Below are 26,062 nucleotides of genomic sequence, written 5' to 3'. Positions count from 1 at the left end.
AGATTTTTATTTCTGCTCCTCATAAGCCCTATCCGCCGCCTCAAAGGTTTCCACCACTTGAGCCACTGGCGCAGGTGTAATCAAGGACACAACCACAATGGCCACCATGGCCAAGATAAAGCCTGGGATCATTTCATAAATCCCACTATTCGGCACAAGGTCGTTCCAGAAGACCACGACTAAAGCCCCCACCAGCATACCGGCCAAGGCGCCTGCTGTGTTCATACGTTTCCAGAAGAGGGAAAGAATGACCACCGGGCCGAAGGCACAGCCGAAGCCAGCCCAGGCGTAGGACACCAGGCCTAGCACCTTACTATTCGGGTCTTGGGCCAGTAAAATCGCAATCACGGAAATAATCAAGACCATAAGACGACCCAACCAGACCAGCTCTTTTTGTGAAGCATTAGGACGGATAAAGCCCTTGTAGAAGTCTTCCGTAATGGCACTAGAACAAATAAGCAACTGGCAGCTCAAGGTACTCATAACCGCAGCTAAAATAGCGGAAAGTAGAATACCGGCAATCCATGGGTTAAAAAGCAGTTTGGAAAGTTCGATAAAGACCTGTTCATGGTTGGCGTTTACTGTGCCAGCTACTTGTGGATTGGCGAAGAAGTAGGCCTGGCCGAAGAAGCCGATACCGACCGCACCGAAGAGGCAGATGATCATCCACATAATACTAATGCGGCGGGCATTAACCAGAGATTTGGCATCTTTGGCCGCCATAAAGCGGGCTAGAATATGGGGTTGGCCGAAGTAACCTAGCCCCCAGGCAGATAAGCTCAAAAGGCCAATCAAGCTAGTGCCGGTAAAGAGATCGGTAAAGTCCTTACCAGCGGCTTGGCCAGCATTGACAATCACGGTATGGGTTTCTTCAAAGCCACCTAGGTGAATAAGCACGAAAATCGGGGTTAAGAAAAGGGCAAAGAGCATAAGTGTGGCCTGGATGGTATCCGTCCAGCTTACAGCCAAGAAACCACCGATAAAGGTGTAGGCAATGGTGGCCAAGGCCCCATACCAAAGGGCAATATCATAAGGCACGCCAAAAAGGTTTTCAAAAAGTCTGGCCCCTGCCACTACGCCTGAGGCACAGTAGATGGCGAAGAAGAAGAGGATAATGGTGGCAGAAACGATCTTTAAGATCTTGGAGTTATCGTTAAAACGGTGGTGGAAATATTCTGGCAGGGTCAGGGCATTACCGCTAAATTCGGTATGCACCCGCAAGCGACCTGCCACAAAGAGCCAGTTGAGATAGGCTCCGATGGTTAGGCCGATGGCAATCCAGCCCTCCACCAAGCCCGCAGCATAAACCGCCCCAGGCAGGCCCATCAAGAGCCAACCCGACATATCTGATGCCCCAGCAGACAAACCTGTCACAAAACTACCCAGGCTTCGACCACCTAAAATATAGTCAGAAAAGTTTTTGGTAAAACGGTAGGCGATAAAGCCAATGGATAACATTGCAACGATATAAATTGCAAATGTTATATTGGTAGGGTTATCAAACATGCTTGTCTCCTTATGTTTTATAATCTTTGTCAAAAACGGACGACAAGTTACTCCGAATTAACATTATCGCAACAAGTTTTTTGTAAATTTGTGCGGGAGATCACATTCTTTTTAAGACCTAGCCGAATAGACCTTAAATTTCCCCGTTTTAGCTAAAACCTGATGCGATCCAAAGGCTTGGTCAAGCAGATCGGGATAGGGCAAGAAGGCATTGGCCACAATCCGTAGCTCTCCCCCCTTGGTCAGATGCTGCTTGGCCTGGGCAATCAGGCTTTCGACCGCCTGGTAGGCCGTGTCAATCCCATCATGGAAGGGAGGGTTGGAGACAATCAGGTCGAAACGATCTGAAATGTGGGAGAAAACATCACTGGCCAGAACCTCCCCTTCAAGTTGGTTTTCCGCCAGGGTGCAGCGGCTGGATTCCAGGGCCATGGCGTGAATATCACTCATGGTCAGCTTGATTTTAGGGAAGGCCTGCTTGAGGCTGGCCCCAATCACCCCGGCCCCGCAGCCCAGATCTAGAACCTTGCCCTTGAGGCGGTCGGCCTTGTCGAAGGTGGAAAGCAGCAATTTTGTGCCTCCGTCTAACTCTGCCGAGCTAAAAACAGCCGGCAGGGCAAAAATATCTAAGTCCTGCAAGCGGTAGGATTTCCAGAATTTCTTGCAATCGAAACTGGCCGCCTCTTTCAGCTCAAAGAGATAAAGGCCACAGCGGCGGGCGGAGTCTATTTTGCTGATGTCCCCGTAAGGTTCTAGCAGTTTTTCGACAGACCGCACCCCGGCACGATTTTCCCCCACGATCAGCATTTTTTGCCCAAGGGGAGCAGTTGAAAGCCATTGGAGGAGTTGAAAGAGGCACTCCTGCTTGTTCTTTGTCCAGTAAAACACGGCCAGATCTGCCTGAGCTTGGCAGTTGAAGCCAAATTCCACCTGCTGGCGGCTACGGGCAAAATCAAAATAGCTGGAGAAAACCTGAATAGACTGGGCAGATGGGCGAAAATCATCCCGTACATCCCCAAAAAAGAGGCAGGACTTGCCTTCAAAGAAGTTTAAATGGCGGCTTAAGACTTCACTTTCGACAGATAACATAAAATTCCTAATAACGAAGAATAAATCATTTCCCCATTGTAGCGAGTTTTGCTACCATTCCCAAAATATTTTAATGGAAAAAGTATTGTAGGGACGCACTGCGTGCGTCCGTGCGATATTGATACAATGATGTAGTTTGCGGACGCATGTCTGCGTCCCTACCAATCATGCTCAATGATATTGTTTAGATGAAAATGAACCGCCGCGACCTCCTCCTGCATGAAATGAAGATCACCCAATGGGAACTGGTGAAACCCCAGGTGCTCAAGGGGGATGCCCAAATTCGCCTGAGCCCAGAGGTCAAATTGGTGGTGGTCTGTGAGGAAGATGGGCAAAAAAGCCCCCTCTTTCAGGATATCTTGCACTGCCTGGGGCTTAAGCCTCACCAATACCAATGGCTCAATCTGGAGCAGTCCTTGCGATTGCATATTAGCCACCAGCCCCTATTTTGGCTGCTTCAAAAGGAAGAACAAGCGGGGCAATTTGTGAAAAAATTTGCAAATCAGCCCGCTTGTATCCGGCAAAACCAGTGGCAGGATCTCCAGCATCCACAAGATAAACGCCGCTTTTGGCAGGCTCTTCAACCCTTTTTAGGTCTTTTTACTGATGATTGAAACGGTTACTTCCCAAGACTTTGAGCGCCTCTTTGAGATTGAACAAGCCGCCCATTTGGTCCCCTGGTCTAAGGGAACCTTGCTCAATAACCAGGGCGCCAAGTACCTCAACCTAAAACTGGTGGAAGGAGGGCACATTGTTGCCTTTGCCATCTGCCAGACCGTGCTCGATGAGGCGACCCTCTTTAATATCGCCGTCCATCCTGCCTTTCAGGGCCAGGGCTATGGCAAGCAGCTCTTAAATGAGTTGATTTTGCAACTGAAAGAGAAGGGAATTGCCACCCTCTGGCTGGAAGTTCGAGCCTCCAACCAGGCCGCCCAGGCTCTTTATGACAGGCTAGGCTTTAATGAAGTGACCATCCGCAAGAACTACTACCCTACCCCAGACGGCGGGCGGGAAAATGCGGTGGTGATGGCCTTGTATTTGTAATTAGAACTGATGGCGCAAGCGTCCACGCTTGTGCCTTTATGCTTATCAGCACCAGCCTGGAGGCTGGCGCTATCCATTTTAGATTAGGAAACATAATGATCCCAAACTTTGAATCCCTCGATCTCAGCCCTGAGCTTCTTAGGGCCTTACATAAAAAGGGCTACACCCGCCCAACCGCCATTCAGGAGCAGACCATTCCCCTGGCCCTAGAAGGGCGGGATTTATTAGGCTCTGCCCCAACCGGTACGGGCAAGACGGCAGCCTTCCTCCTGCCAGCCATTCAACACCTCTTGGACTATCCCCGCCGTAAGGCAGGCGCCCCTCGGGTGCTGATTTTGACCCCAACCCGTGAGCTGGCCATGCAGGTGGCAGAACAGGCCGAAGAACTGGCCCAGTTCACCCAATTAGACATCACCACCATCACAGGGGGCGTGGCCTATCAAAACCACGGTGAAATCTTCAACTCCAACCAAGATATCGTGGTTGCCACCCCTGGCCGCTTGCTTCAATATATCAAGGAAGAAAATTTCGATTGCCGGGCAGTAGAGGTCTTAATTTTTGATGAAGCCGACCGCATGCTCCAAATGGGCTTTGGCCAGGACGCTGAACAAATTGCCGCCGAAACCCGCTGGCGTAAGCATACCTGGCTCTTTTCGGCCACCCTTGAGGGCGAACTCCTGGTCGATTTTGCCCAGCGAATCCTAAACGATCCTGTTCAAGTGGATGCCGAACCCAGCCGCCGGGAACGCAAGAAAATTCAGCAGTGGTACTACCATGCCGACAATCTTGAGCACAAGACCAAGCTCCTAGCTCGGGTTATCAGTCAGTTTGAAGTGGAGCGAGCCATTGTCTTTGTCCGCCGTCGTGAAACCGTGCGGGAACTCAGTGAAACCCTGCGTAAAAGAGGTCTGCGCTCCACCTACCTAGAGGGGGAAATGGCCCAAACCCAGCGTAACCAGGCTATTGATCGCCTCAAAGAGGGTGTGGTTAATGTCTTGGTGGCTACGGATGTCGCTGCTCGGGGATTGATATTGAAGATGTGGATTTTGTCATCAACTTCGATCTGCCCTACAGTGCTGATACCTACCTGCACAGAATTGGTCGCACGGCTCGGGCGGGTAAAAAGGGCTCAGCAGTGTCCTTGGTGGAAGCCCACGACTACAAGCTCTTGGGCAAGATCAAGCGTTACCTACAAGAAGAGCTAAAACCACGGGTTTTAGAGGGCTTAGAACCCCGCACCAAGGCACCTAAAGATGGCGAGGTAGCCACGATTTCCAAGAAGGAAAAGGCCCGAATCAAGAAGAAAAAGGAAGAGAAAAAAGAGGCAGCCAAGAAAAAGGCCAAGGTTCGCCATAAGGACACCAAAAACATTGGTAAGCGGAGAAAGCCGAGTGCTGAGCAGGTATAAGCACTAGGAGACAGTTCACTCCAGGCTAACACTATAGATCAATGGATTAGAAGCACCAGCCTAGAGGCTGGCGCTATCTTGGTCTTTACCCCACCTTCACTTCAGCCGCAGAATCTTCCAAGACCTCTTGGATCATAGACTGCTTGAGGGCAATATCACTCATCGGCTCAATCTTCCAGATGTCACGGGCATAGTCCATGACCGAGCGGTCGGAGGAGAAGTAGCCCATGTTGGCGATGTTGATGATGGCAGATCTTGTCCAGGCTTTTTTGTCCTTAAAGGCATTGGCCACGGCTACCTGGGTGTCCACATAGCTGCGGTAGTCGGCGAAGGCCTGATAGTAGTCGCCCCACGGTTGTAGAATGTCGTGGTAGCGGTATGGATCTTCTGGGCTAAAGAAGCCGTTGTGGATTTGGGAGATGGCTTCACGCAGTTCTTCATCCTGGTTGAGGTAGTCTTGCGGGTTGTAGCCCTGGCGGCGGATCTCTTCCACCTGTTCTACGGTGTTACCGAAGATAAAGATGTTTTCGCTGCCCACCCGGTCTAGAATTTCCACGTTGGCCCCGTCAAGCGTTCCCACAGTCAAGGCACCATTGAGGGCAAATTTCATATTAGAGGTACCTGAAGCCTCGGTGCCTGCTAGGGAAATTTGCTCAGATACATCGGCCGCTGGGATGATCATTTGAGCAAGCGTTACGCTGTAGTTCGGGATAAAGACTACTTTAATTAAATCACGTACTCGGCTGTCGTTGTTGATGACCTTGGCCACATCGTTGATGAGGCGGATGATCTTCTTGGCCGCATAGTAGGCACTGGCGGCCTTACCTGCGAAGATAAAGACGCGTGGTTGCCAGTTGCCCTCAGGGTTTTTGAGGATGCGGTTGTAGTGGGTGATGATGTTGAGCACATTCATCTGTTGGCGTTTGTACTTGTGAATACGCTTGATCTGCACATCGAAGATGGCTTCAGGGTTGAGCTTGATGCCCTGGGTGCGTTCCACATAGTCGGCTAGGCGGCGTTTGTTTTCCACTTTAACGGCAGCGATTTCAGCCTGAACATCTTCGTTGTCCACAAAGTCGTTGAACTTGCTGAGTTGCTCCAGATCTGCCCGCCAGCCGCTGCCGATATGTTTGTCTAGAATTTCGGCCAGGCCTGGGTTGGCAATGGCAATCCAGCGGCGAGGGGTAACACCATTGGTCACGTTGGTGAAGCGGTCTGGATAGATACGGGCAAAGTCGGCAAAGATGGAATCAACCATGAGATCAGAGTGGATCTTGGCCACGCCATTGACCTTGCCAGAGGCAATCACGGCCAACCAGGCCATCCGTACACGGCGTTCGCCGCTTTCATCAATAATGGAAACTCGGCGGACGAGCTCTTCATCCTGGAATTTCTCACGCACTTCTTTTAAGAACCATTCGTTGATTTCGAGGATGATTTGCAGGTGGCGTGGCAAAATGCGACCGATCATCTCAACTGGCCAGGTTTCCAAGGCCTCGCTCATCAGGGTGTGGTTGGTGTAGAAGAAGATCTTGCGGGTCATGTTCCAGGCCAACTCCCAGCTGTAGCCCTTCTCATCAATTAAGATCCGCATTAACTCTGGAATGGCCAGGGTTGGGTGGGTGTCGTTAAGATGAATAGCGACTTTATCAGCCAGGTTACGGCAAGAACCGGCTTCGGCTTCGTGGCGACGGACGATGTCTTGCACTGAGGCCGAGCAGAGGAAGTATTCTTGGCGTAAACGTAGCTCACGGCCGTTGTAGGTGGAGTCGTCTGGATAGAGGACACGGGAAACGTTTTCCGAGCTGGTTTGTTGGCTGATGGCAGAGAAGTAGTCGCCACGGTTGAAGTCGGCCAAGCCAAAGGCCTTGTTACCAGCGTGGGCAGACCACAAACGCAGGCTGTTGGTCACGTTCACATTGTAGCCTGGGATTAGATCATCGTGGCCCACGGCTAAAATTTCTTCGGCTGGGTTCCAGAAGGCCTTGTCGCCCTCTTTCCAGGCTTGGCCACCGAAACGGACGGGGAAGCGTTTGCTGGAACGCAGGTAAGACCAGGCAAATTCCTTGTCTAACCAGTGGTCTGGGTGTTCGATTTGCTCGCCATCTTTGATTTCTTGGCGGAACATACCGTACTCATAGCGGATACCATAGCCAATGGCTGGGATCTTCATGGCAGCTAGGCTGTCCATATAACAAGCAGCCAAGCGGCCTAAACCGCCGTTGCCCAGGCCTGGATCGCCTTCTTCATTGATGATTTCATCAAAGTCCTGGCCCAGCTCTTCAAGAGCGGCCTTCATCAGTTCATACACGTTTTCAGAAATCATGGCATTGCTGAAGGTACGGCCCATCAAAAATTCCATAGAGAGGTAGTAAACCCGGCGGTTTACGTTAGCGGCCTGGCTGCGGCGGGTTTGGAGCCAGGTTTCGGTAGAAAGGTCACGCACCACCCGAATGGCAGCATTGAGCCAGTTGCGGCGGCTGGCCTCTTGGGGTTCAACGCCCAGGGCATAGATCATTTTTTGTAGAATGGCCCGCTTAATGCGGTCAATATTTTCTGGGCTAAGGCTGGTTTGAGACAAACGCTTATCCATCGTGATACTCCTGAAAGATAAATAAAAAGGGAAAAATTGTGCGTATTTTACCCTAAAAGGGCAAGGCCTTGTACATCTTATTTCAATAAGTGGAATGAAAAATAGGACTTTTGGCGGCTTTGATCAAGAAAAGGGGAGAAATCCTGAAAATTTGCAAAAAATTTGCTAAATATGACCGCTTGTAATTTGCATTAGGAGGGAGATTAGGTAAAATCTTGCCTATTTGAATAATGGACTAAGATTATGACCAAGAAAAAAGCCAAGGTCGCCTCCAATACCATTGCCCTTAACAAGCGGGCCCGCCACGATTATTTCATTGAAGATGAAATTGAGGCAGGGCTGGAGCTGCAAGGCTGGGAAGTCAAATCCCTGCGGGCAGGCAAGGCCAATATCGGCGACTCCTATGTGATTTTTAAAAATGGTGAGGCCTACCTCTTTGGGGCACAAATCACGCCTTTGAGTGTGGCCTCCAGCCATATTGTGTGCGACCCAACTCGCACCCGTAAACTCCTCTTAAATAAGCGGGAGTTGGATTCGCTTTATGGCAAGGTCAGCCGTGATGGTTATACGGTTGTGGCCACCACCATGTACTGGAAATCGGCCTGGGCCAAGGTCAAAATCGGCCTGGCCAAGGGGAAAAAACAGCACGACAAACGTGATGATATCAAAGACCGTGAATGGAAAATCGCCAAAGATCGGATTATGAAAAATGCCAAACGTGGCTAATTGATAAAAAGGGACAAATATGATCGACCAAAACCTCCTGCGCACCCAATTAGATGAGGTCGCACACATCCTTAAAACCAAACGCAACTTCAACCTTGACACTGCCTTGGTGGCCAGCCTAGAAGAGCAGCGTAAGACCCTCCAAGTTAAAACCGAAACCTTACAGGCAGAGCGTAATAGCCGATCCAAGGCTATTGGCCAGGCCAAGGCTAAGGGCGAAGACATTAGTGTCCTCTTGGCTGAAGTGGATACCATGGGCAATGAATTGGATCAGGCCAAGATTGAATTAGACAAGGTACAAGCCCAGATTCGTGAGCTGCTTTTAAGCGTGCCAAACCTGCCTGCGGAAGAAGTGCCAATTGGTAAAGACGACAGCGAAAATCTAGAAGTTTCCCGCTGGGGCACGCCGAGAACCTTTGATTTTGAGGTTAAAGATCACGTTACCTTAGGCGAAAACCTAGGCGGTTTAGATTTCCCAGCCGGCGTCAAATTGGCGGCCAGCCGTTTTGCGGTAATGAAGGGGCAGGTGGCTAAACTGCACCGTGCCTTGAGCCAATTTATGCTGGATCTCCACACCGAACAACATGGCTACCAAGAAACCTATGTGCCTTATTTGGTTAATCACGACACCCTCTTTGGCACAGGCCAGCTGCCAAAATTTGGTGAAGATCTCTTCCACACCAAGCCCCTAGAAGGCCAAGACCCGAACGAGGTGCAAAAATCTCTAGCCCTGATTCCAACAGCAGAAGTGCCTGTTACTAACTTGGTGCGGGATGAAATTTTAGACGAAGAAAGCCTACCGCTTAAATACACAGCCCACACTCCTTGCTTCCGTGCCGAGGCGGGTTCTTACGGGCGTGATACTCGTGGCTTAATTCGTATGCACCAGTTTGACAAGGTGGAAATGGTGCAAATTGTCGCCCCTGAAAAATCCATGGAGGCCCTTGAAGAATTAACCGGCCATGCCGAAAAAGTGCTACAGCTATTAGGCCTGCCATACCGCAAAATGCTACTTTGCTCTGGCGACATGGGCTTTAGTGCTGCCAAAACCTATGATTTAGAAGTCTGGTTGCCAGCCCAAAACACCTACCGTGAGATTTCTTCTTGCTCCAATATGTGGGACTTCCAAGCCCGCCGCATGGCCGCCCGCTGCCGCACCAAGGGCGATAAGAAAACCCGCCTAGTTCACACCCTTAACGGTTCAGGCTTGGCGGTTGGCCGCACCCTGGTAGCCGTGCTTGAAAACTACCAACGTGCAGACGGCAAGATTGATGTGCCAGAAGTCTTACGCCCCTATATGGGCGGCTTGGAAGTGATTGGCTAACAAGCGGCTAGAAAAGCTGAATTTTTTGCAAACAAAAGCCCGAAGTAATTCGGGCTTTTGTTTTACACTTGGAATATTATTAATATGGCTAAAATAGCACTCTTACGATCCAAAACGAAAAAATCACTTTTAAGCTTGTAAAAAGAAGAATTTTTGCTTTATTTATCAAGCTCCTCTCCAATTCCAGCAAACACTTCCCTTCTTGTTCCATTCCACGTAAACTGTGCAAAAAAACTTAGTCCTCTATATATGAACAAGATCCTCACTGTTACCCAACTTAACTACACCGTCCGCAACCTGCTGGAGATGGAACTCGGCGCCATTTGGCTGACGGGGGAAATTTCTAACTTTAGCCAGCCTGTGTCGGGCCATTGGTATTTGACCCTCAAGGATGAACAAGCCCAGGTGCGTTGTGCCATGTTTAGGATGAAAAACCAGCGGGTGGCCTTTAGGCCGCAAAATGGGATGCAGGTTTTGGTGCGGGCCAGCGTTAGCCTTTATGAGCCTCGGGGGATTATCAGCTTATTATCGACAGTATGCAGCCTGCGGGTGATGGCCTTTTGCAACAGCAGTTTGAAGCCCTCAAGCTCAAGCTGGCAGGCCTTGGCCTCTTTGCCCAAGAACACAAGAAACCCATTCCCCCCTTTGCCAAAACCATTGGGATTATCACCTCATCAAGCGGGGCGGCGTTGCAGGATATTTTGCAAATTTTGCAGCGGCGGGATCCTTCCCTTCACCTGATTATTTACCCTACCTTGGTGCAGGGCAAGGAGGCGGTGCAGGATATTGCGGCAACCATTGAACTGGCCAATCAGCGGCAAGAATGTGATGTCTTGATTGTCGGCCGTGGGGGTGGTTCCTTGGAGGACTTGTGGTGCTTTAATGAGGAAAGGGTGGCCTATGCCATTTTCAATTCACAGATTCCGATTATCAGTGCCGTGGGCCACGAAACCGATGTGACCATTGCCGATTTTGTGGCAGACCTGCGGGCGCCAACACCATCTGCGGCAGCGGAGTTGGTTAGCCGTGACAGGCAGGAATTGGTTCGCCAGCTCACGCATCAATTTGACAAAATTAACCTGGCCTTCGACCGCTTGTGGGCCAGGAAACTCCACCGTTTTGAGCAGCTCAAGCTCCGCCTCAAGGCTCAAGATCCTAAGCGTTCTTTAGCCCGCCAGCAGGAGCAGCTCAAGGCCGTGGAACAAGCCCTCTATCAACAAATGGCTGCCCTGTTAGCCCATAAAACCCGAACCTGGCAAGGCTTGGCCGACAGGCTCAAGCGTAACCCTCTGCCCTATCAAGTGGTCAAACTCAAGCAGCAACAGATTCAATTACAGCAACGCCTAAATTATGCCCTAGAGAAAAAATTAACGGCTGATCAGCAAAAATTCAAGCAGCTTTGTGTGCAGCTTGAAAGTTTAAGCCCGCTCAAGGTTCTGGGGCGGGGTTATAGCCTGACCCAGCAAGAAGCAACAGGCCAAGTGCTAACCAAAGCCGGCCAAGTCCAAGTGGGCGACAGGCTTATCACCCGCTTGGAGAGGGGGAAGGTGGTGAGTGTGGTGCAGGGTTTGGTTGATAGTTAAAGAGACATAAAATCAAGATTAGCAACATTTTGCCATTTTTAGACCGCTTGTATTTGCGCTACTAAGGGAAGTTATTGTACAATAAATTGGACAACAATAGAGGAGCTTTTATGCAAACAATTACTTATTCAGAAGCACGGCAAAACCTTGCTCAAACAATGGCAAACGTAGTGAAAAATGTTGAACCGATGTTGATTACTCGCACCAAGGGCGAAAATTGCGTGCTCATGTCTTATGAACAGTTCCGTTCCTTAGAGGAGACGGCCTATCTTTTACGCTCCCCCGCAAATGCCAAACGCTTAATGGCCAGCATTGAACAATTACGTGAAAACCAAGGTCTTGAGAGAGAGCTGATTGAATGAAGCTGATTTTTTCTAATGAGGCTTGGGATGATTACCTTTACTGGCAGCAATATGATAAGACCTTGCTAAAGCGAATAAACACGCTTATCAAAGATATTCGCCGTGAACCTTTTGCGGGTATTGGTAAGCCTGAACCTTTGCGATATAACTTAAGTGGCTTTTGGTCCCGTCGTATTAATGATGAGCATCGCCTGGTTTATAGCGTAGAAAATGATGCTATTTTGATAGCATCTTGTCGTTATCATTATGGAGAATAAACAAAAAATCCCCACCTTTCGGTGGGGATTTAGTTTTAGCAAACAATGTGTATAGGAGGATTTTTTGCCTCCATCGGCTTATTTGGCCAGATGTTGGCGAATGGCGTTTGCTAATTCTGGGTTGATCTTCTCAAAGTGAACCATTTGCATATCTAAAATAGATTGCTCGACACCTGACAAGCTCGCTGCGTAGTTGGCCGCTAGACGGTCTTTTTCTTCTTGAGAGAAAAGGGCGTAAAGGGCGGCTGGCTGTGAGTAGTAATCCTCATCGTAGCCACGGAAATCAAAGTGGGCAGCACCGCGCTCTAAAGCCAATTCAGGTTGCTGATCGTGGCTTGGCACATAGGTGTTGAAACGGTTTGGTGCGTAATTCGGGTTGGCACCGCCGTTGTTGTCCACCCGCATTGCCCCATCACGGTGAGTGGTGTGGTATGGGCATTTTGGTGCGTTCACTGGGATTTGGTGGTGGTTTACGCCCAAGCGGTAACGCTGTGCATCTTGGTAAGAGAACAAGCGGCCTTGGAGCATACGGTCTGGCGAGAAACCGATGCCTGAGACGATATTGCTCGGTGCAAAGGCAGCCTGCTCTACTTCAGCAAAGTAGTTGGCTGGGTTGCGGTTAAGCTCAAGTACACCTACATCCATCACTGGGTAGTCAGCGTGTGGCCATACTTTGGTTAAGTCGAAGGCATAGTTGTGCTTGTGGGCATCGGCCTCTGGCATAATTTGTACTTGCACTGTCCAACGTGGGAAGTCGCCACGTTCAATGGCTTCAAAGAGATCACGCTGGCTGGATTCACGGTCTTGACCCACCACTTTAGCCGCTTCTTCATTGGTGAAGTGCTTGTGGCCTTGCTGGGTTTTAAAGTGGAATTTAACCCAGAAACGCTCATTGGCTTCGTTCACAAAGCTGAAGGTGTGGCTGCCGTAACCGTTCATGTGGCGAAGGGTGGCTGGAATACCACGGTCTGAGTGAAGGATCATCACTTGATGCATGGATTCAGGGTGACGAGCCCAGAAATCCCAAGCCGCATTGGCATCACGCAGGTTGGTTTGTGGGTTGCGTTTTTGGGTGTGAATGAAGTCTGGGAACTTGAGCGGATCACGGATAAAGAAGACCGGCGTGTTGTTGCCCACTAAATCCCAGTTGCCTTGCTCGGTGTAGAATTTGAGGGAGAAACCACGTACATCACGCTCGGCATCGGCCGCACCACGTTCACCCGCTACGGTTGAGAAACGCAAGAGGACTTCGGTTTGCTTGCCAACTTGGTTGAAAAGGGCAGCCTTGGTGTATTTGCTGATGTCGTGGGTAACAGTGAAGGTACCAAAGGCCGCAGAACCCTTGGCATGCACCACACGCTCAGGAATACGCTCACGGGCGAAGTGGGCTAATTTTTCTTGGAACCAAACATCTTGCAAAAGCAAAGGGCCTTTCGGGCCGGCTGACATGGTGTTGTCGTTATCAACAACAGGGCTACCAGCGGCTGTGGTTAGGCTTTTGTGATCAAATGGACATTTTGACATGGTAATCTCTCCTACTGGGTAAAAATAAAACAGAAATAAATCAAGAGGGATTATAGGTTGGTGAGAGGAAGCGGGCAAACTATTGAATTGATAACAAATGCTGATTGATATATTATTATTGATAGTATTTAACAGAGAAAAAGCTAATAATGCAAAGCGCTAAACTTTTATGGGAAAAGGCCAAAGAGCTTGAACCTCAGATTACCCGTGATGTAACTAAAATCATTTCTTCCGTGGGAGGTAAAACAGCAGGACTTGAATATCGCCTAAAATCGGTTGAATCCTTAGAGCGTAAAATCAAAACAGAAATGTTAGCGGGGCTTTCAGAGGAAAAAGCCGTAGAAAGTATTAAAGACCTGATCCGTTATACAGCTATTTTTGATCCTCACACCTTTGTTGAGCAATACCAACAAATGCAGATTCAACTTATTGAACAAGGATATAAGACCCTTATTATCAAAAACACTTGGCAAGATGGCTCAAGCTATAAAGGTATTAACACTTTTGTAAATGTTCTGCTTAAGAAAGATAATATTATTTTTGAACTGCAATACCATACCCAAGAAAGCTTTGAACTCAAAAATGGCAGACTGCATCAACTATATGAGGTATTTCGATCTCCTGAAACATCGGTACAAGAAAAAGCAAAAATTTTGCTTGAAATGCAGAAATTAAGTGCTAATCTAAAAGTACCTAAGAACATTGATTTCATCAAAGGTAAAAAGTAATGTATCAATATTATTTAGCAGATATTGGCGACAACAAGCAAAAGTTGATCCGTGGAATGCCGTCAGATTGGCTTTCTTTCGCTGTCTATGAGCCTGAACAAGAAGATTGGGATCAGAAATTCGGCACATTTTGGGCAGACAAGATTTTGGTAAGCGACTTTTCTGATTACGATGAAATTTCAGAAAAAGAAGCTATCCGCTTTATTAAGGTGCATTGATGTTACTTTCCCAAAAAGCCGCACAGTTTGCTCAGCAAGCACATCAAAATCAGCTTGATAAAGCTGGGCAACCTTATATCTATCATTTGAAGTTTGTTGCAGATTTGCTTTCTCATGAAGATGATATAGTGATAGCAACCGCTTGGTTACACGATAGTGTAGAAGATACCCAGATGTCTTTGGGAGAGATTTCAGTTTTATTTGGCCAAGCCATTGCTAAAGCGGTTGAGGCAATAACTAAACGCAAGGGGGAATCTTACCAAGATTACTTGGGGCGTGTGAAGGCCAATGAAATTGCTCGAAAAGTTAAAATAGCGGATTTGACACATAATATGGATTTATCTCGTTTACCTAACCCAACAGAAAAAGATAGATTGCGCCAGCAAAAATATCAACAAGCCAAGCACTTCTTACTAACCTAGCTAACAGCTAGGTTTTTATTTGAGAGTGATTAGTATTTGTGGGAGATGTAGGGGGAATAAACTCTTATTTTGCAAATAAATCGCAAAAATCAACCGCTTGCTGAGGAAACAAGCGGTTGGTTTTGGAGGTAATCTTATGCTAAATAATCAACTTCCTTCGCTAAATTTAAACCCTGTACGAGAAATCATATTCTGGATATCCTCTGTAGCATTTGTAACAAATAATTGCACATCAGGGTGTTCATTTTGATAGACACGGAAAATTTGATCTGCAAAGGCCTGGCCAATGCTGGCTACATTCTGAAAATCTAAAATCACCTGTTGAAAATGTTCAAAACGTGCAACCAGCCTTTTGGCCTGAGAGCGTGAAATCAAAAATTCCCCCTCGTGTTTAGCCAAATTAACAGGCACAACAGTTGTTGCAAAAGTATATTCTTCAGGCATGGCAAACTTGTCAAAAATATCCTTTGTCTGTTTTGGCCAGCTATGTTTTAGTTCAAACATTACCTCTGTGCCATCAACATAATCAACATCATGTTCATACATAACATCAATTAAGTCACCATTATGAACAAAGGCCCAGCCCTTTGAGCTAATACAGAAAAAATCAAAAATTTTAGAGGCAAAGAAGATGCCTTCCCCGCTATGATTAGCCTTGTCTGTAGTTAGCTTTCCTTTTGATAATTCAAAGATAGATTGGCGAATATCAATTAAACCAAAGGCCTTTTGAATTTTTTCAAAAATCCCCAAGCCATTATCTTTAATGCTGACAAAGGTTGAAATAGGGGTTTGGCGAATTTCAACGATGATTTCCGTTGCTGCTGAATGATCAATGGCATTATTGAACATTTCAGTAAAGCCATATTGGAAAGCTTCTAGCACATTGCGTGGTAAGCTGGACAATTTAGGGCCTAAGGTTTGTGAATAAACTAAAAACTCATCTAAACTGTCAATCTGTCCAAAATGGAAAGATTCAACCTGTTCAACCAAGGCATAACGTGTTGCACGCCCTCTGCCTGATACACTCAGCAAATTATCCTCTACCCAGCCCTTTAGCTTGCGTGATGCACTTTGCCGAGTAATAGATAAAGTAGTGGCAAGGGCATCTGCTGTTTGTGTAGGATTATCTTTCACTATTTCCAGTAATTTGTGCAAAATATTGTTCATACCCACCTCAATAAGTAACATTAATTGAGTAAAATAGTAACATATAAATAAGAGAAATGTAACTCTTTCTTTTTGCTTTTGGCCGTGGGTAAGGAGTTACCCTAGGATAGATTAGTGCTGATAAGCCATTGATATAGAGGTACCAGCCTAGTCATCTTAAATTGAAAACTTCTGAGGCTATAGATAACAAAAAACCACTCTTAAAGAGTGGCTTTAACCTTATATTACATTGCCGTTTTTACATAATCCAAGAGAACGTCATTTAAGCGACTTTGCCAGCCCTTGCCTGTTGCTCGGAATTTTTCTAAGATTTCAGGCGATAGGCGTAGGGTGACGGATTGTTTTAAAGGTACTTGCTTATCTTGAGGAGTGATAAAGCCTAAACGCTCACGTTCTGCTTGATGAGCCATTACCATCTCAACAAATTCCGCAGGCATAACATCCTTTAATGGACGAAATTGAGAAAGCTCTTTATCTGTTAAGGGCGTCTTTTCTGCAATTTCATCATAGTAGTCAGCTTTATTGATTACTTTCATATTGTTTTACCTCTCGTTTATTCGCTTTTCTAAAGCTAATAACTCTCACACCACCCTCAATAGGCTTAAAGGTTAAGTAATGAAGACGCTCTCCTAAAAAGCCTAATGCATTTAAGCGAATTTCTCCATAATCAAAGCGTAAGTCAGGCCAAATATAGGCCGTTCCCCATTGGAAGTCAATGACTTGCTCAAAAGACAATCCTCTCTCAACAATATTTCGCTGGTTTTTATCTGGATCAAATTCTATCTTCATTTGAATACCTCATCCAGACAAATTCTAATCATTTTTCCTTTTTTTCACAATATAAAAAACGAATAACAAAAAACCACCCTTGAGAGGGTGGTTTTGAACTAGGAGAAAAAGATCTTAGAAGTATGCTACTAAACCAACACCAATACCTTTATCTTTTTGTTTTGTACCGTTAGCAAATTTGATTTTATCAAATTTACCTTCAACATAAGTTTTAACTTGTTTGTGAAGTTTGTATTCAGCACCTAACATAAAGCGGTGAGCAGTATTCTTACCATGCGTTTTAGCTTCTTTAGGTGTATCCGCTTTAACTGTTAAGTAACCATAGTTACCATACACTGCAGCTTTATCTGTTACGTTGAATTTAGCACCTGTTCTTACAAAACTGGTTGTGTTAAGTTTGTCGCCATTTTTGGCTTTAAGCACTGCACGACCACCATCAACACCCACTTTGAAGAAGCTGTTTTGGTAGTTTACACCACCGTAAACGCCATCTTTATCTTCTTGGTTTGTTGCAGCTACATTTTGGAAGTCTGTGTGTGAGTAACCTACAGAAGCACTTACGGTTGCATCTTCAGCTACTGCAAACTCATAGATTGCACCTACACCGTAGTCAGCTTTGGCTGAGCCAACTGTGTCAGTTTCAGTCGCAAAATTATAGTTGGCTGCTAAGGTTAAGCCTTTCACACCTGTAAAGCGATATTCAACACCACTATTAGTTGCTTCAGTTAGGATAGATTGACCTTTAACTTCTGATAAGGCAGAACCTACACCATAAAGGTTATCTAAACCGATACGGCCAATATCATCACCAATGAGTAGCATCTTACCAAAGGTTACTTCGCTACCCGCTGATTTGCTACCTAAACCAACATAACCACGGTGCGCATATACGTTACCCCAGTTAGCAGATCCAGTTGAATGGCCTTCTTCTAATGTATATGGTAAAGAATTTGGATTGGTTGAATCATACTTCTCATTTTTCACTAATTTGGTTTTGTCTTTACCATGAAAACGTAGTTCAACACGGCCAAAGCCATAAAAGTCATCAGTAATATTGTGTGTTACAGTAAAGCGTACACGAGAGCCATTATTTGCTAATTTTGAATGGCCAGTTGTTTTTGCATTACCTTCTTTAGAGGTTTCTTTATCTGCATAAACATGTACACGACCATCAACAACGAACTTAGTACCTTCATTGTCGTAAACGGTTACTGCTGAAGCTGATGCTGCGAATGCAGTTACTGCTAATGCAACGAGTGTTTTTTTCATAATAATCACCTTAAATTGTTATTTTAGTTTGCTTAGAAACGGCTCTCGTTAAGGTATAAGAGCGTCCTCCGAATTCAACAACTTCAGTTTTGTAAACTAGGCGACTGTTGAATGCGAGCGAATAATGGCAAAAATGTGATTTTGTGTCAATAATCTAAAGCATTTTTTTAAATAGTTTAAAAACCTGTTTTAAATCAATAAGTTATAAGTATTTTTAGAAGTGTAACTCTATTTATTTCAAAAAAATGACAAAAAACTTCATTTTTAAAATAACTCAACATATTGAAAAACAAGGGGAAAATATTTTTATTTGATTTTTGTCATTTTATGGAACTTTCTTCTGATTTTGTGATATGGCTCACATTTTTACAAAATACTTGCATTCGGAACGGTTCTCTGTACAAAGAAATGGTGGGATTTTGAGCGGTTTAGGTTTTTCTTTTATGGGATTTAAGGTCTGTTGATGTTTGAAGCATAAAAAATCAACCTATTTATTGCCTAGCACGGCAGAGCCGTACTAGGTTACGCATAAGTCAGCCCCTTTGGGGCTGTGAAATGAGGAGCAGCAAAGCTGCTCAACCATGCTTAACCCAGTACGGCTCTGCCGTGCTGGGGAAAAAGATTATATAACGTTGCTTGTTTTAATACTTAAAACATCAATAGCTCCTAGGCTTACAGCTCATATAACTTGGCCGTGGAAAAACTCAAGTGGGGAAATCGTACTGAGGTAATGATTTCGCCTTCGGAAACAGGGGCGATGCCGATATAGCGGCCATTTTCTAACACATAAATTTGGATATATTCCTGAGAGGGATTCACCACCCAATACTCACTCACACCTGATTCTTGGTATAGCTCAAACTTATGCTTGATTTCACGCTTGGAGTTGCCCATAGAGAGGATTTCTACCACCAAATCAGGTGCACCAATGCAGCCCCTGTCGTCTAACTTGCTATGATCGCAAATGACACATAAGTCTGGCTGAACCACGTTTTTAATTTGGCCATTTTGATCGGGTAAACGAACATCAAAGGGAGCTGCGTAAAGCTGGCAGTCGTGGTTGTCAAACACGCTAACAAAATAAGCGGTAAGCTTCATTGAAATCCGCTGGTGTAGGCGTGTTGGAGCGGGTGACATGGCAACAATCTTGCCTTTAATAATTTCCACCCGTTCCTTGAGCTTCCACATCAGATAATCAGCGTAGCTGTAACTACGATTCAAATCTAACTGCTCTAGGCGGGTAATTTCATTCATAGGCAGGCTCATTGGCTCTCCTTGGAGATGGTTCTTGAATTGGCCTATCTTAAACAGTAGGCTTTCTTTCGTCAAATTTTAGGGCAAGAGGGTGGGTTGGTTTTTGTTGTTTTCGCTGATGGCAACTAGTTTACCAACGAATGCTGTCCTCGCTTTTATATCTGAAAAATACGAATATCCCCTGTTGGCATTTCTACTGAAAGGCTAAGTTTACCGCCCATGGTTTCAATATAGCGTTTTAGTGTTGAAAGTCGTAAATCATTTCCTCTTTGTTCAATTTGTGCAATCGCAGGCTGGGAGATACCTAAACTTTTGGCCATATCTTTTTGGGAAAGTGCCAATTCCTGCCGCAAGGTGGATAAGCCGCTTTCAAGCATCAGCTCCTCGGCCTTTTGCTCGATCTCTTTGCGATCGGTTGGGCTAAATTCATCAAGAAATTGTGCGAGCGTTTTCATTTAGGCCTCCAGTTCCTTTAAATACTGACTTAGTTCTCTATCCGCCAATCGGATCATTCGTTGGTAAAATTGCTTATCGCCTGTTTTATCTCCGCCACACAAGACAATCGCTTGGCGTTTTGGATCAAAAGCAAAGAAAGCTCGTAAGGGCTTGCCTTGATATTCATTTACTTGGTTCATAAACTAACCCTTAGTTTATAAGTTATTCCTTATATGTCAAGCCTATAGGAGAATGGGTGAAGATGCAGACCATTGCCCCACTCTCACTAAAGATCTGCTACAATAACCCTTATTTTTGATAGGAACTCAGCCATGACCAAACACGGCAAACCCTTTATCCTCCACAGCCCCTTTAAGCCCTCGGGCGATCAGCCCTCGGCCATTGCCAAATTAACCGAAGGGCTTAATGATGGCCTGGCCCACCAAACCCTTTTGGGGGTAACAGGTTCGGGCAAGACCTTCACCATCGCAAACGTGATTGCCACCCTTAACCGCCCGGCCATGCTACTCGCACCCAATAAGACCCTGGCCGCCCAGCTCTATGCCGAAATGAAGGCCTTTTTCCCTGAAAATGCGGTGGAATACTTCGTTTCCTACTACGACTACTACCAGCCTGAGGCCTATGTGCCCAGCAGCGATACCTTTATTGAAAAGGATGCCTCCATCAACGAGCAGATCGAGCAAATGCGGCTGTCTGCTACCAAGTCTTTCTTGGAACGGCGGGATACCATCGTGGTGGCCTCGGTGTCGGCCATTTACGGCTTGGGGGATGTGGATGCCTATATGCAGATGATGTTGCACTTGCAGGTGGGGGCTATTATGAACCAGCGGGAGATCCTCACTCGCCTGGCCGAACTCCAATACACCCGTAACGATCAGGCCTTCCAGCGTTCCACCTTCCGAGTGCGGGGCGAGGTGATTGACATCTTCCCAGCCGAATCGGACGAGGTGGCCCTGCGGGTCGAACTGTTTGATGATGAAATCGAAAACCTCTCCCTCTTCGACCCGCTGACTGGCCACAGCCTGGGCAAGGTTCCCCGCTATACGGTCTATCCAAAGAGCCATTATGTGACTCCAAGGGAGCGGATTTTAGAGGCTATTGAACAAATCAAGGAGGAGCTGGCCGACCGCCGAACCTATCTGATCAAGGAAAACAAGCTGGTGGAAGAACAACGCCTGGCCCAACGCACCCAATTCGATATTGAGATGATGAACGAGCTGGGCTACTGTTCGGGCATTGAAAACTACTCCCGCTACCTGTCGGGCAGAAAAGAGGGCCAGCCACCGCCAACCCTCTTTGACTATATGCCGGCTGATGGTCTGCTGATTATTGATGAATCCCACGTTACCGTGCCGCAAATTGGCGGGATGTATCGGGGCGACCGAGCAAGAAAAGAAACCCTGGTGCAATACGGCTTCCGCCTACCTTCAGCCCTGGACAACCGCCCGCTTCGTTTTGAGGAATTTGAAGCTCTTTCGCCTCAAACCATTTATGTGTCCGCCACCCCAGGCCCCTACGAGTTGGAGAAATCCAACGGCGATGTGGTCGATCAGGTGGTGCGGCCAACGGGGCTTTTAGATCCGCTGATTGAGGTACGACCTGTTGCTACCCAGGTGGATGATCTCCTGTCTGAAATCCATAAGCGAGTGGAGGTGGACGAAAGGGTCTTGGTCACTACCCTAACAAAAAAAATGGCCGAGGACTTGACCGATTACTTGGACGAACACGGGGTGCGGGTGCGTTACCTGCACAGCGACATCGACACGGTAGAACGGGTGGAAATTATCCACGACCTGCGTAAGGGGATGTTCGATGTGCTGGTGGGGATCAACCTGCTTCGAGAAGGTTTAGATATGCCAGAGGTTTCGCTGGTGGCTATTCTTGATGCAGATAAGGAGGGCTTCTTACGTTCCGAACGCTCCCTGATTCAGACCATCGGCCGAGCCGCCCGTAATCTCAACGGCAAGGCCATTCTTTATGGTGATCGGATTACTAATTCAATGCAAAAGGCCATTCAAGAGACCGAACGCCGCCGAGAGAAGCAGCAGAAATACAATGAGGAACAGGGTATTACCCCGCAAGCCCTAAATAAGAAGGTGGGTGAATTGCTGGATATTGGTCAGACTGACAAACCAAAAAGGAGCAAGCAAGCGGTCAAAAAAGACCAAAAACTTGCAAGTGATTTTGTGCCGAAGTCCCGCAAGGATTTGGAAAAAGAACTCAAGCGTTTGGAGGCCCAAATGCGAGACTTTGCTAAGGACTTGGAGTTTGAAAAAGCGGCTGCGGTGCGGGATCAGATCCAGCAGCTTAGGTTGGCCTTGTTAGAGGTCTAACTCAAAGATGGCGCCAGCCTCCAGGCTGGTGCCCTATCTATCAAGGGGGTTTCAGCACCAGCGAGGACGCTGGCGCTATCGGAGAGATCTTTTATGGTGGGCAAGGATGCCCACCCTACTAAGGAATAAAACCATGTTCGACAGCCATATCCACCTAGACCAATTCCCGCCTGAGGATATTGACTACATCCTCAACCAGCCCCAATTATCTGGCTGCCTAGCCGTCAGCACCTCCTTGGCCAGTTTGCAAAAATTGGCCCAAATCCAACCGCTTGCAAGCAAACTCCATATCGCCGCCGGCTTCCACCCTGAACAAGCCCTACCCTCTCCTTCAGAAATCCAAGCCCTCTTTGACTGGATTGATGAAAACCACCATAGATTATCGGCCATCGGCGAAGTCGGCCTGCCCTATTATCTGAAGAAGGAAAACCCAAGCCTTGATTACCAGCCCTATCTTGAGCTGCTTGAGCGTTTTATCATCACCGCCAAGCGGTGGGATTTACCCTTAAATTTGCATATAGTTTATGAAGATACGGAACTGGCTCTAGCCTTGTTAGAAAAACATCAGATCAGTAAGGCACATTTTCACTGGTTTAAGGCCAGCCCTGCCCTTATAAACAAGCTGCTAGATACAGCCTATATGGTCAGTGTTACGCCCGATATTTTATGGAATGCCAAGACCCAGGCCGTAGTAAAAGCCTTTCCGCTCAAGCGTTTGATGATCGAAACTGATGCCCCCTATCCGCAAGAGGGCTTTATGGCTCGAGAAACCGTGCTTCAGCTTAAGGCTGTGATGGAGCAAATTGCTGTTCTGAAAGGCATACCTGTGGAAGAGGTAACTGGGCAGGTGAGAGAAAATGCCTTGGGGTTTTATGAATTTATTGCCTAGCATGGCAGAGCCGTACTAGGTTACGCATATTCAGCCCCTTTGGGGCTGGGGATAAAAGATGAGATAAATTTGTTTGTTTTATATACTTAAAACACCAATATACTTAAAACACCAACAGGCCTTACTTATAACGCTGCTTGGCACTCAACCTATTCTGCTCCTCTATCCATTCCACCTTGTCTTTAATTTGCTTTTCTAAGCCTCGCTCATTGGGGTAGTAAAACTTGGTATCCTTGAGTTCGGGAGGGAAATAGTTTTCCCCTGCGGCAAAGGCGTGGGCTTCATCGTGGGCATAGCGGTATTCAGCGCCGTAGCCCAGCTCCTTCATCAATTTAGTTGGGGCGTTGCGAAGATGGGGTGGAACATCATAGTCCTTGGCCTCTTGGGCCAGTTTCTTGGCCTGGTTAAAGGCCTGATAGACCGCATTACTTTTTGGAGCAACCGCCAAATAAATCACGGCCTGGGCAATGGCTCGCTCGCCCTCATAGGCGCCTACTCGGGTAAAGCAGTCCCAGGCGCTGAGCGCTACTTGCATGGCTCGAGGGTCAGCATTGCCAATGTCTTCAGAGGCGATGGCCAAAAGGCGGCGGGCCACATAGAGGGGATCGCCGCCTGCGGTGAGAATGCGAGCATACCAATAAAGAGCGCCATCGGGCGAAGAACCTCGGATAGACTTGTGTAGAGCGGAAATCAGGTCGTAATACCGATCTCCGCCCTTGTCAAAGCGGGCTTGGCGTTCGCCTAGCACATCCACCAAAAGCGCCTTATTGAGTACCTTTCCTTGGGGCGATCCTTCCGCCATATCCACCATCAGCTCCAAGCAATTTAGAGCAAAGCGAGCATCGCCATTGACATAATCGGCCAAGAGATCAATCACTTCATCTTCTAAGATGATTTTTTCTCGGCCCAAGCCCCGCTCCTCATCGGCCAGTGCTTGTGCCAAGACCTGCTGGATTTCGGTGCTGGTCAGGGATTTTAGAATGTAGATCCTGGCTCGTGAAAGTAGGGCATTATTGAGTTCAAAGGAAGGATTTTCGGTAGTTGCGCCAATAAAAATGATGGTGCCGTCTTCAATATGAGGTAGGAAGGCATCTTGCTGGCTCTTGTTAAAGCGGTGGACTTCATCCACAAACAAGAGGGTACGGCGGCCTGTTTGTTGGTTGCGTTTGGCAATCTCTATGGCTTCTCGGATTTCTTTAATGCCGCTGGTCACGGCTGAAATCCTCTCCACTTCGGCATCAAGTTGGTGGGCAATGATTTCGGCCAAGGTGGTCTTACCCGTGCCTGGCGGCCCCCAGAAAATCATCGAATGGCTGTGGCCTGCTTCAATGGCTCGACGCAAGGGCTTGCCTGGGCCGACAATGTGCGACTGTCCGATATATTCATTGAGATTGCGGGGCCGCATACGGGCAGAAAGAGGACGGAAGTCTTCGGTAAAATCAAGGGAAAGGCTACTTTTCATATCTAATATAAATGTAGGGTGGGCATCCTTGCCCACCATAGGAACGGGTAACACGGTGGGCAAGGATGCCCACCCTACGGCCTAACGCAAATGCAAGCCTCGGCGGATATGGCGCATCAACAAGAAGATCCAAGGCCAAAGTACGCCACTAATGACCGCCCCAGCTAACTCTTGGCTGTTAAATTCTGCACTGTGTAAAATAAATTCCACCAAGAAAATGGCACAGCGAATCAGCACAATAAAGCCCATGACCAAGAGGCTTTGTAACCAAAGGGAGAGGTTGCGTAAAATCAGGTGGTATTTGGCCACAAAATAAATGGCAAAGGACAAAACCAGGGCGTGAATGCCCAAGATAGAGCCTAGAATCAGATCCCAAACAATGCCTGCGGCAAAGGCTGTGCCAACGTTAATTTTATTGGGTAAAGCCAGAGTCCAATAAAGCAGCACCAACACAATCCAGGTTGGACGTAGACCTTGAAAGCCTGCTGGCCAAGGCATAATTTCCAGCACAAAGGCCACCACAAAAATGGCGATTAAGACCAGCAGTTGAAAAATTGGGTTGCCTCGCATTATTCTGCTCCTTCTTCTGTGCTGTGGTTGATGCCGTCCTCTTCTTGCTCAGGCAGGCTGGCTGGGTTTTCACCTAGGTCATCATCCTGTGCTTCTTCCCTGCTGTCTTCCTTGATAGGGGTCTTTTTCATACCATTTTTAAGGCGTTCTAGCGGGTTGAGGCTTTGGCGGCGCTCTTCCACCGCATCACGCACATCTTGTGGCGAAATGCTTTGTGCCTTACGCACCTCTTCGCTGGTTGGCCAAAGCAGGAGCAAATACCGCAAACGATCCAGAGAAGCCAGCGGACGGGCAACCACTCGGGCGAAGTGGGTCTTGCCGTCATTTGACACCGATTCCACCACCGCAACAGGATAACCTTCAGGAAAACGGCCACCCAGGCCAGAGGTAACTAAGACATCGCCCTTGGCAATATCCACCGTACGGGGCAGGTTATCCAGCAAGAGTTCATCATTATGGCCCGTGCCATTGGCAATGGCTCGCACATCATTACGCAAGACCTGAACTGGCACAGCGTGGGTCACATCACTAATCAGTAGCACTCGACTGCTCTTTTCCCCCACCGAAATGACCTGGCCGACCACGCCCCGTTCATCAATAATAGGCTGCCCCACAAAGGCACCATCATTTCGGCCCTGGTTGATGACCACCTGCTGGCGGTAGTTATCCATTTCAGCGGCCAAAACTTCTGCCACTTTTTTATATTCATCTTGACGCAGAGGGGAACTTAATAGGAGGCGCAGGCGCTGGTTTTCCACCTTGAGCTGATCAAGCAAAAGCAGATCGGCATTTTTTTCACGCAGCTGATCCTTTAAAGCCTGGTTTTCAAGCTGAAGTTTGTTGTTATCAATAAAGTTATTACTGACACCATCTAGGACGGAACGCGGGGTATTGGCAAAATAATAGAGGCCACTTACTGCGGTTTCAAGCCAGTTGCGTACTTGTATCATGGCTGTCGTGCGGCCATCTGTAAGAATACAGATGATAGACAGGGTGATAGCAAAAAATAGGCGTAGGCCCAGGGAGGGGGATTTAGCAAAAATTGGCTTCATGCGTTTTTAAGGCTCTGGAAAGGGGATTGGCGATGAG

The 26,062-nt window shown here is 47.3% G+C and carries 25 protein-coding genes and 2 pseudogenes; 13 read left to right on the top strand and 14 right to left on the bottom strand.

Features of this window, described 5'->3' with window-relative positions; translation table 11 throughout:
- Positions 1-6: 6 nt before the first annotated feature.
- Both A4G20_06130 and A4G20_06125 read right to left on the bottom strand, forming a co-directional pair.
- The gene (locus tag A4G20_06130; protein QIW15939.1) at positions 7-1,506 is read right to left on the bottom strand and encodes a sodium/proline symporter; all 1,500 of its coding nucleotides are present in this window, start codon (positions 1,504-1,506) and stop codon (positions 7-9) included.
- Between the two features lie 111 nt (positions 1,507-1,617).
- On the bottom strand, positions 1,618-2,595 hold the full coding sequence (locus A4G20_06125) for a 16S rRNA (guanine(1207)-N(2))-methyltransferase (GenBank protein ID QIW15938.1): 978 nt from the start codon (positions 2,593-2,595) through the stop codon (positions 1,618-1,620).
- A gap of 194 nt (positions 2,596-2,789) precedes the next feature.
- On the opposite strand from A4G20_06125, the gene A4G20_06120 reads away from it, so the two are divergent.
- The 3 genes and pseudogenes from A4G20_06120 to A4G20_06110 all read left to right on the top strand — a co-directional run bounded on the left by A4G20_06120 (position 2,790) and on the right by A4G20_06110 (position 5,047).
- Positions 2,790-3,209 (top strand): DNA polymerase III subunit psi, encoded by a 420-nt coding sequence (locus A4G20_06120; protein ID QIW15937.1) that lies wholly within the window; start codon positions 2,790-2,792, stop codon positions 3,207-3,209.
- Positions 3,202-3,639 carry a ribosomal-protein-alanine N-acetyltransferase gene (locus A4G20_06115; GenBank protein QIW15936.1) on the top strand — a complete coding sequence of 146 codons (438 nt, stop codon included), beginning with the start codon at positions 3,202-3,204 and terminating at the stop codon, positions 3,637-3,639. The genes A4G20_06120 and A4G20_06115 overlap by 8 nt, the downstream gene beginning before the upstream one ends.
- A gap of 95 nt (positions 3,640-3,734) precedes the next feature.
- Positions 3,735-5,047 (top strand): annotated as a pseudogene (locus A4G20_06110) (ATP-dependent RNA helicase SrmB).
- Between the two features lie 85 nt (positions 5,048-5,132).
- Here the strand turns inward: A4G20_06110 and A4G20_06105 are convergent.
- A complete protein-coding gene (locus A4G20_06105; protein QIW15935.1) occupies positions 5,133-7,640 on the bottom strand; it encodes a glycogen phosphorylase in 2,508 nt (835 codons plus the stop codon).
- A gap of 243 nt (positions 7,641-7,883) precedes the next feature.
- Between A4G20_06105 and A4G20_06100 the strand changes: the two genes are divergently transcribed.
- The 5 genes and pseudogenes from A4G20_06100 (at position 7,884) to A4G20_06080 (ending at position 11,892) form a co-directional block, all read left to right on the top strand.
- Positions 7,884-8,366, top strand: a complete 483-nt coding sequence (locus tag A4G20_06100) for an SsrA-binding protein (GenBank protein ID QIW15934.1) — start codon at positions 7,884-7,886, stop codon at positions 8,364-8,366.
- A gap of 19 nt (positions 8,367-8,385) precedes the next feature.
- Positions 8,386-9,690 carry a serine--tRNA ligase gene (locus A4G20_06095; protein ID QIW15933.1) on the top strand — a complete coding sequence of 435 codons (1,305 nt, stop codon included), beginning with the start codon at positions 8,386-8,388 and terminating at the stop codon, positions 9,688-9,690.
- A 249-nt stretch (positions 9,691-9,939) separates the two neighbouring features.
- A pseudogene (locus A4G20_06090) lies at positions 9,940-11,273 on the top strand (exodeoxyribonuclease VII large subunit).
- A gap of 110 nt (positions 11,274-11,383) precedes the next feature.
- Complete coding sequence (locus A4G20_06085) at positions 11,384-11,635, top strand: prevent-host-death family protein (GenBank protein QIW15932.1); 252 nt, start codon at positions 11,384-11,386, stop codon at positions 11,633-11,635.
- Positions 11,632-11,892 (top strand): toxin YoeB, encoded by a 261-nt coding sequence (locus A4G20_06080; protein QIW15931.1) that lies wholly within the window; start codon positions 11,632-11,634, stop codon positions 11,890-11,892. The genes A4G20_06085 and A4G20_06080 overlap by 4 nt, the downstream gene beginning before the upstream one ends.
- A 78-nt stretch (positions 11,893-11,970) precedes the next feature.
- Here A4G20_06080 and A4G20_06075 read toward each other — a convergent pair whose 3' ends face one another.
- A complete protein-coding gene (locus A4G20_06075) occupies positions 11,971-13,416 on the bottom strand; it encodes a catalase (GenBank protein ID QIW15930.1) in 1,446 nt (481 codons plus the stop codon).
- Positions 13,417-13,565: 149 nt separating this feature from the next.
- Between A4G20_06075 and A4G20_06070 the strand changes: the two genes are divergently transcribed.
- The 3 genes from A4G20_06070 to A4G20_06060 are packed head-to-tail and all read left to right on the top strand — an operon-like array spanning position 13,566 to position 14,784.
- Complete coding sequence (locus A4G20_06070) at positions 13,566-14,144, top strand: hypothetical protein (protein QIW15929.1); 579 nt, start codon at positions 13,566-13,568, stop codon at positions 14,142-14,144.
- Entirely contained in the window at positions 14,144-14,362 is a 219-nt protein-coding gene (locus A4G20_06065; GenBank protein ID QIW15928.1) for a hypothetical protein, read from the top strand. Before A4G20_06070 ends, A4G20_06065 begins: the two co-directional genes overlap by 1 nt.
- Positions 14,362-14,784 (top strand): guanosine-3',5'-bis(diphosphate) 3'-pyrophosphohydrolase, encoded by a 423-nt coding sequence (locus A4G20_06060; GenBank protein ID QIW15927.1) that lies wholly within the window; start codon positions 14,362-14,364, stop codon positions 14,782-14,784. The genes A4G20_06065 and A4G20_06060 overlap by 1 nt, the downstream gene beginning before the upstream one ends.
- A 147-nt stretch (positions 14,785-14,931) precedes the next feature.
- Here the strand turns inward: A4G20_06060 and A4G20_06055 are convergent, their stop codons facing one another.
- The 7 genes from A4G20_06055 to A4G20_06025 all read right to left on the bottom strand — a co-directional run bounded on the left by A4G20_06055 (position 14,932) and on the right by A4G20_06025 (position 19,898).
- Positions 14,932-15,951, bottom strand: a complete 1,020-nt coding sequence (locus A4G20_06055) for a hypothetical protein (GenBank protein ID QIW15926.1) — start codon at positions 15,949-15,951, stop codon at positions 14,932-14,934.
- Positions 15,952-16,175: 224 nt separating this feature from the next.
- Positions 16,176-16,487, bottom strand: coding sequence for a hypothetical protein (locus tag A4G20_06050; protein QIW15925.1), 312 nt, complete (start codon positions 16,485-16,487; stop codon positions 16,176-16,178).
- A complete protein-coding gene (locus tag A4G20_06045) occupies positions 16,471-16,740 on the bottom strand; it encodes a hypothetical protein (protein ID QIW15924.1) in 270 nt (89 codons plus the stop codon). The genes A4G20_06050 and A4G20_06045 overlap by 17 nt, the downstream gene beginning before the upstream one ends.
- A gap of 114 nt (positions 16,741-16,854) precedes the next feature.
- Positions 16,855-18,009: a hypothetical protein gene (locus A4G20_06040; protein ID QIW15923.1), complete on the bottom strand. Its 1,155-nt coding sequence runs from the start codon at positions 18,007-18,009 to the stop codon at positions 16,855-16,857.
- A gap of 672 nt (positions 18,010-18,681) precedes the next feature.
- Positions 18,682-19,275: a restriction endonuclease gene (locus A4G20_06035; GenBank protein QIW15922.1), complete on the bottom strand. Its 594-nt coding sequence runs from the start codon at positions 19,273-19,275 to the stop codon at positions 18,682-18,684.
- Positions 19,276-19,418: 143 nt separating this feature from the next.
- The gene (locus A4G20_06030; GenBank protein QIW15921.1) at positions 19,419-19,718 is read right to left on the bottom strand and encodes a transcriptional regulator; all 300 of its coding nucleotides are present in this window, start codon (positions 19,716-19,718) and stop codon (positions 19,419-19,421) included.
- Complete coding sequence (locus A4G20_06025; GenBank protein QIW15920.1) at positions 19,719-19,898, bottom strand: hypothetical protein; 180 nt, start codon at positions 19,896-19,898, stop codon at positions 19,719-19,721. It lies immediately after the preceding gene.
- A gap of 132 nt (positions 19,899-20,030) precedes the next feature.
- Between A4G20_06025 and A4G20_06020 the strand changes: the two genes are divergently transcribed.
- Together A4G20_06020 and A4G20_06015 are read left to right on the top strand one after the other, a co-directional pair.
- Complete coding sequence (locus A4G20_06020) at positions 20,031-22,052, top strand: excinuclease ABC subunit B (GenBank protein QIW15919.1); 2,022 nt, start codon at positions 20,031-20,033, stop codon at positions 22,050-22,052.
- A gap of 133 nt (positions 22,053-22,185) precedes the next feature.
- Positions 22,186-22,941 (top strand): deoxyribonuclease, encoded by a 756-nt coding sequence (locus tag A4G20_06015; GenBank protein ID QIW15918.1) that lies wholly within the window; start codon positions 22,186-22,188, stop codon positions 22,939-22,941.
- A gap of 121 nt (positions 22,942-23,062) precedes the next feature.
- Here A4G20_06015 and A4G20_06010 read toward each other — a convergent pair whose 3' ends face one another.
- The 3 genes from A4G20_06010 to A4G20_06000 all read right to left on the bottom strand — a co-directional run bounded on the left by A4G20_06010 (position 23,063) and on the right by A4G20_06000 (position 26,025).
- Complete coding sequence (locus tag A4G20_06010; GenBank protein QIW15917.1) at positions 23,063-24,403, bottom strand: recombination factor protein RarA; 1,341 nt, start codon at positions 24,401-24,403, stop codon at positions 23,063-23,065.
- Positions 24,404-24,484: 81 nt separating this feature from the next.
- A complete protein-coding gene (locus tag A4G20_06005; GenBank protein ID QIW15916.1) occupies positions 24,485-24,973 on the bottom strand; it encodes a rod shape-determining protein MreD in 489 nt (162 codons plus the stop codon).
- Positions 24,973-26,025, bottom strand: a complete 1,053-nt coding sequence (locus A4G20_06000) for a rod shape-determining protein MreC (protein QIW15915.1) — start codon at positions 26,023-26,025, stop codon at positions 24,973-24,975. Before A4G20_06000 ends, A4G20_06005 begins: the two co-directional genes overlap by 1 nt.
- Between the last annotated feature and the right edge of the window lie 37 nt (positions 26,026-26,062).

Source organism: Pasteurellaceae bacterium RH1A (assembly GCA_012221805.1).
GTDB lineage: Bacteria > Pseudomonadota > Gammaproteobacteria > Enterobacterales > Pasteurellaceae > RH1A.
Note: the sequence above shows the minus strand (reverse complement) of the source record. Positions and strands in the feature narration are given on the sequence as shown.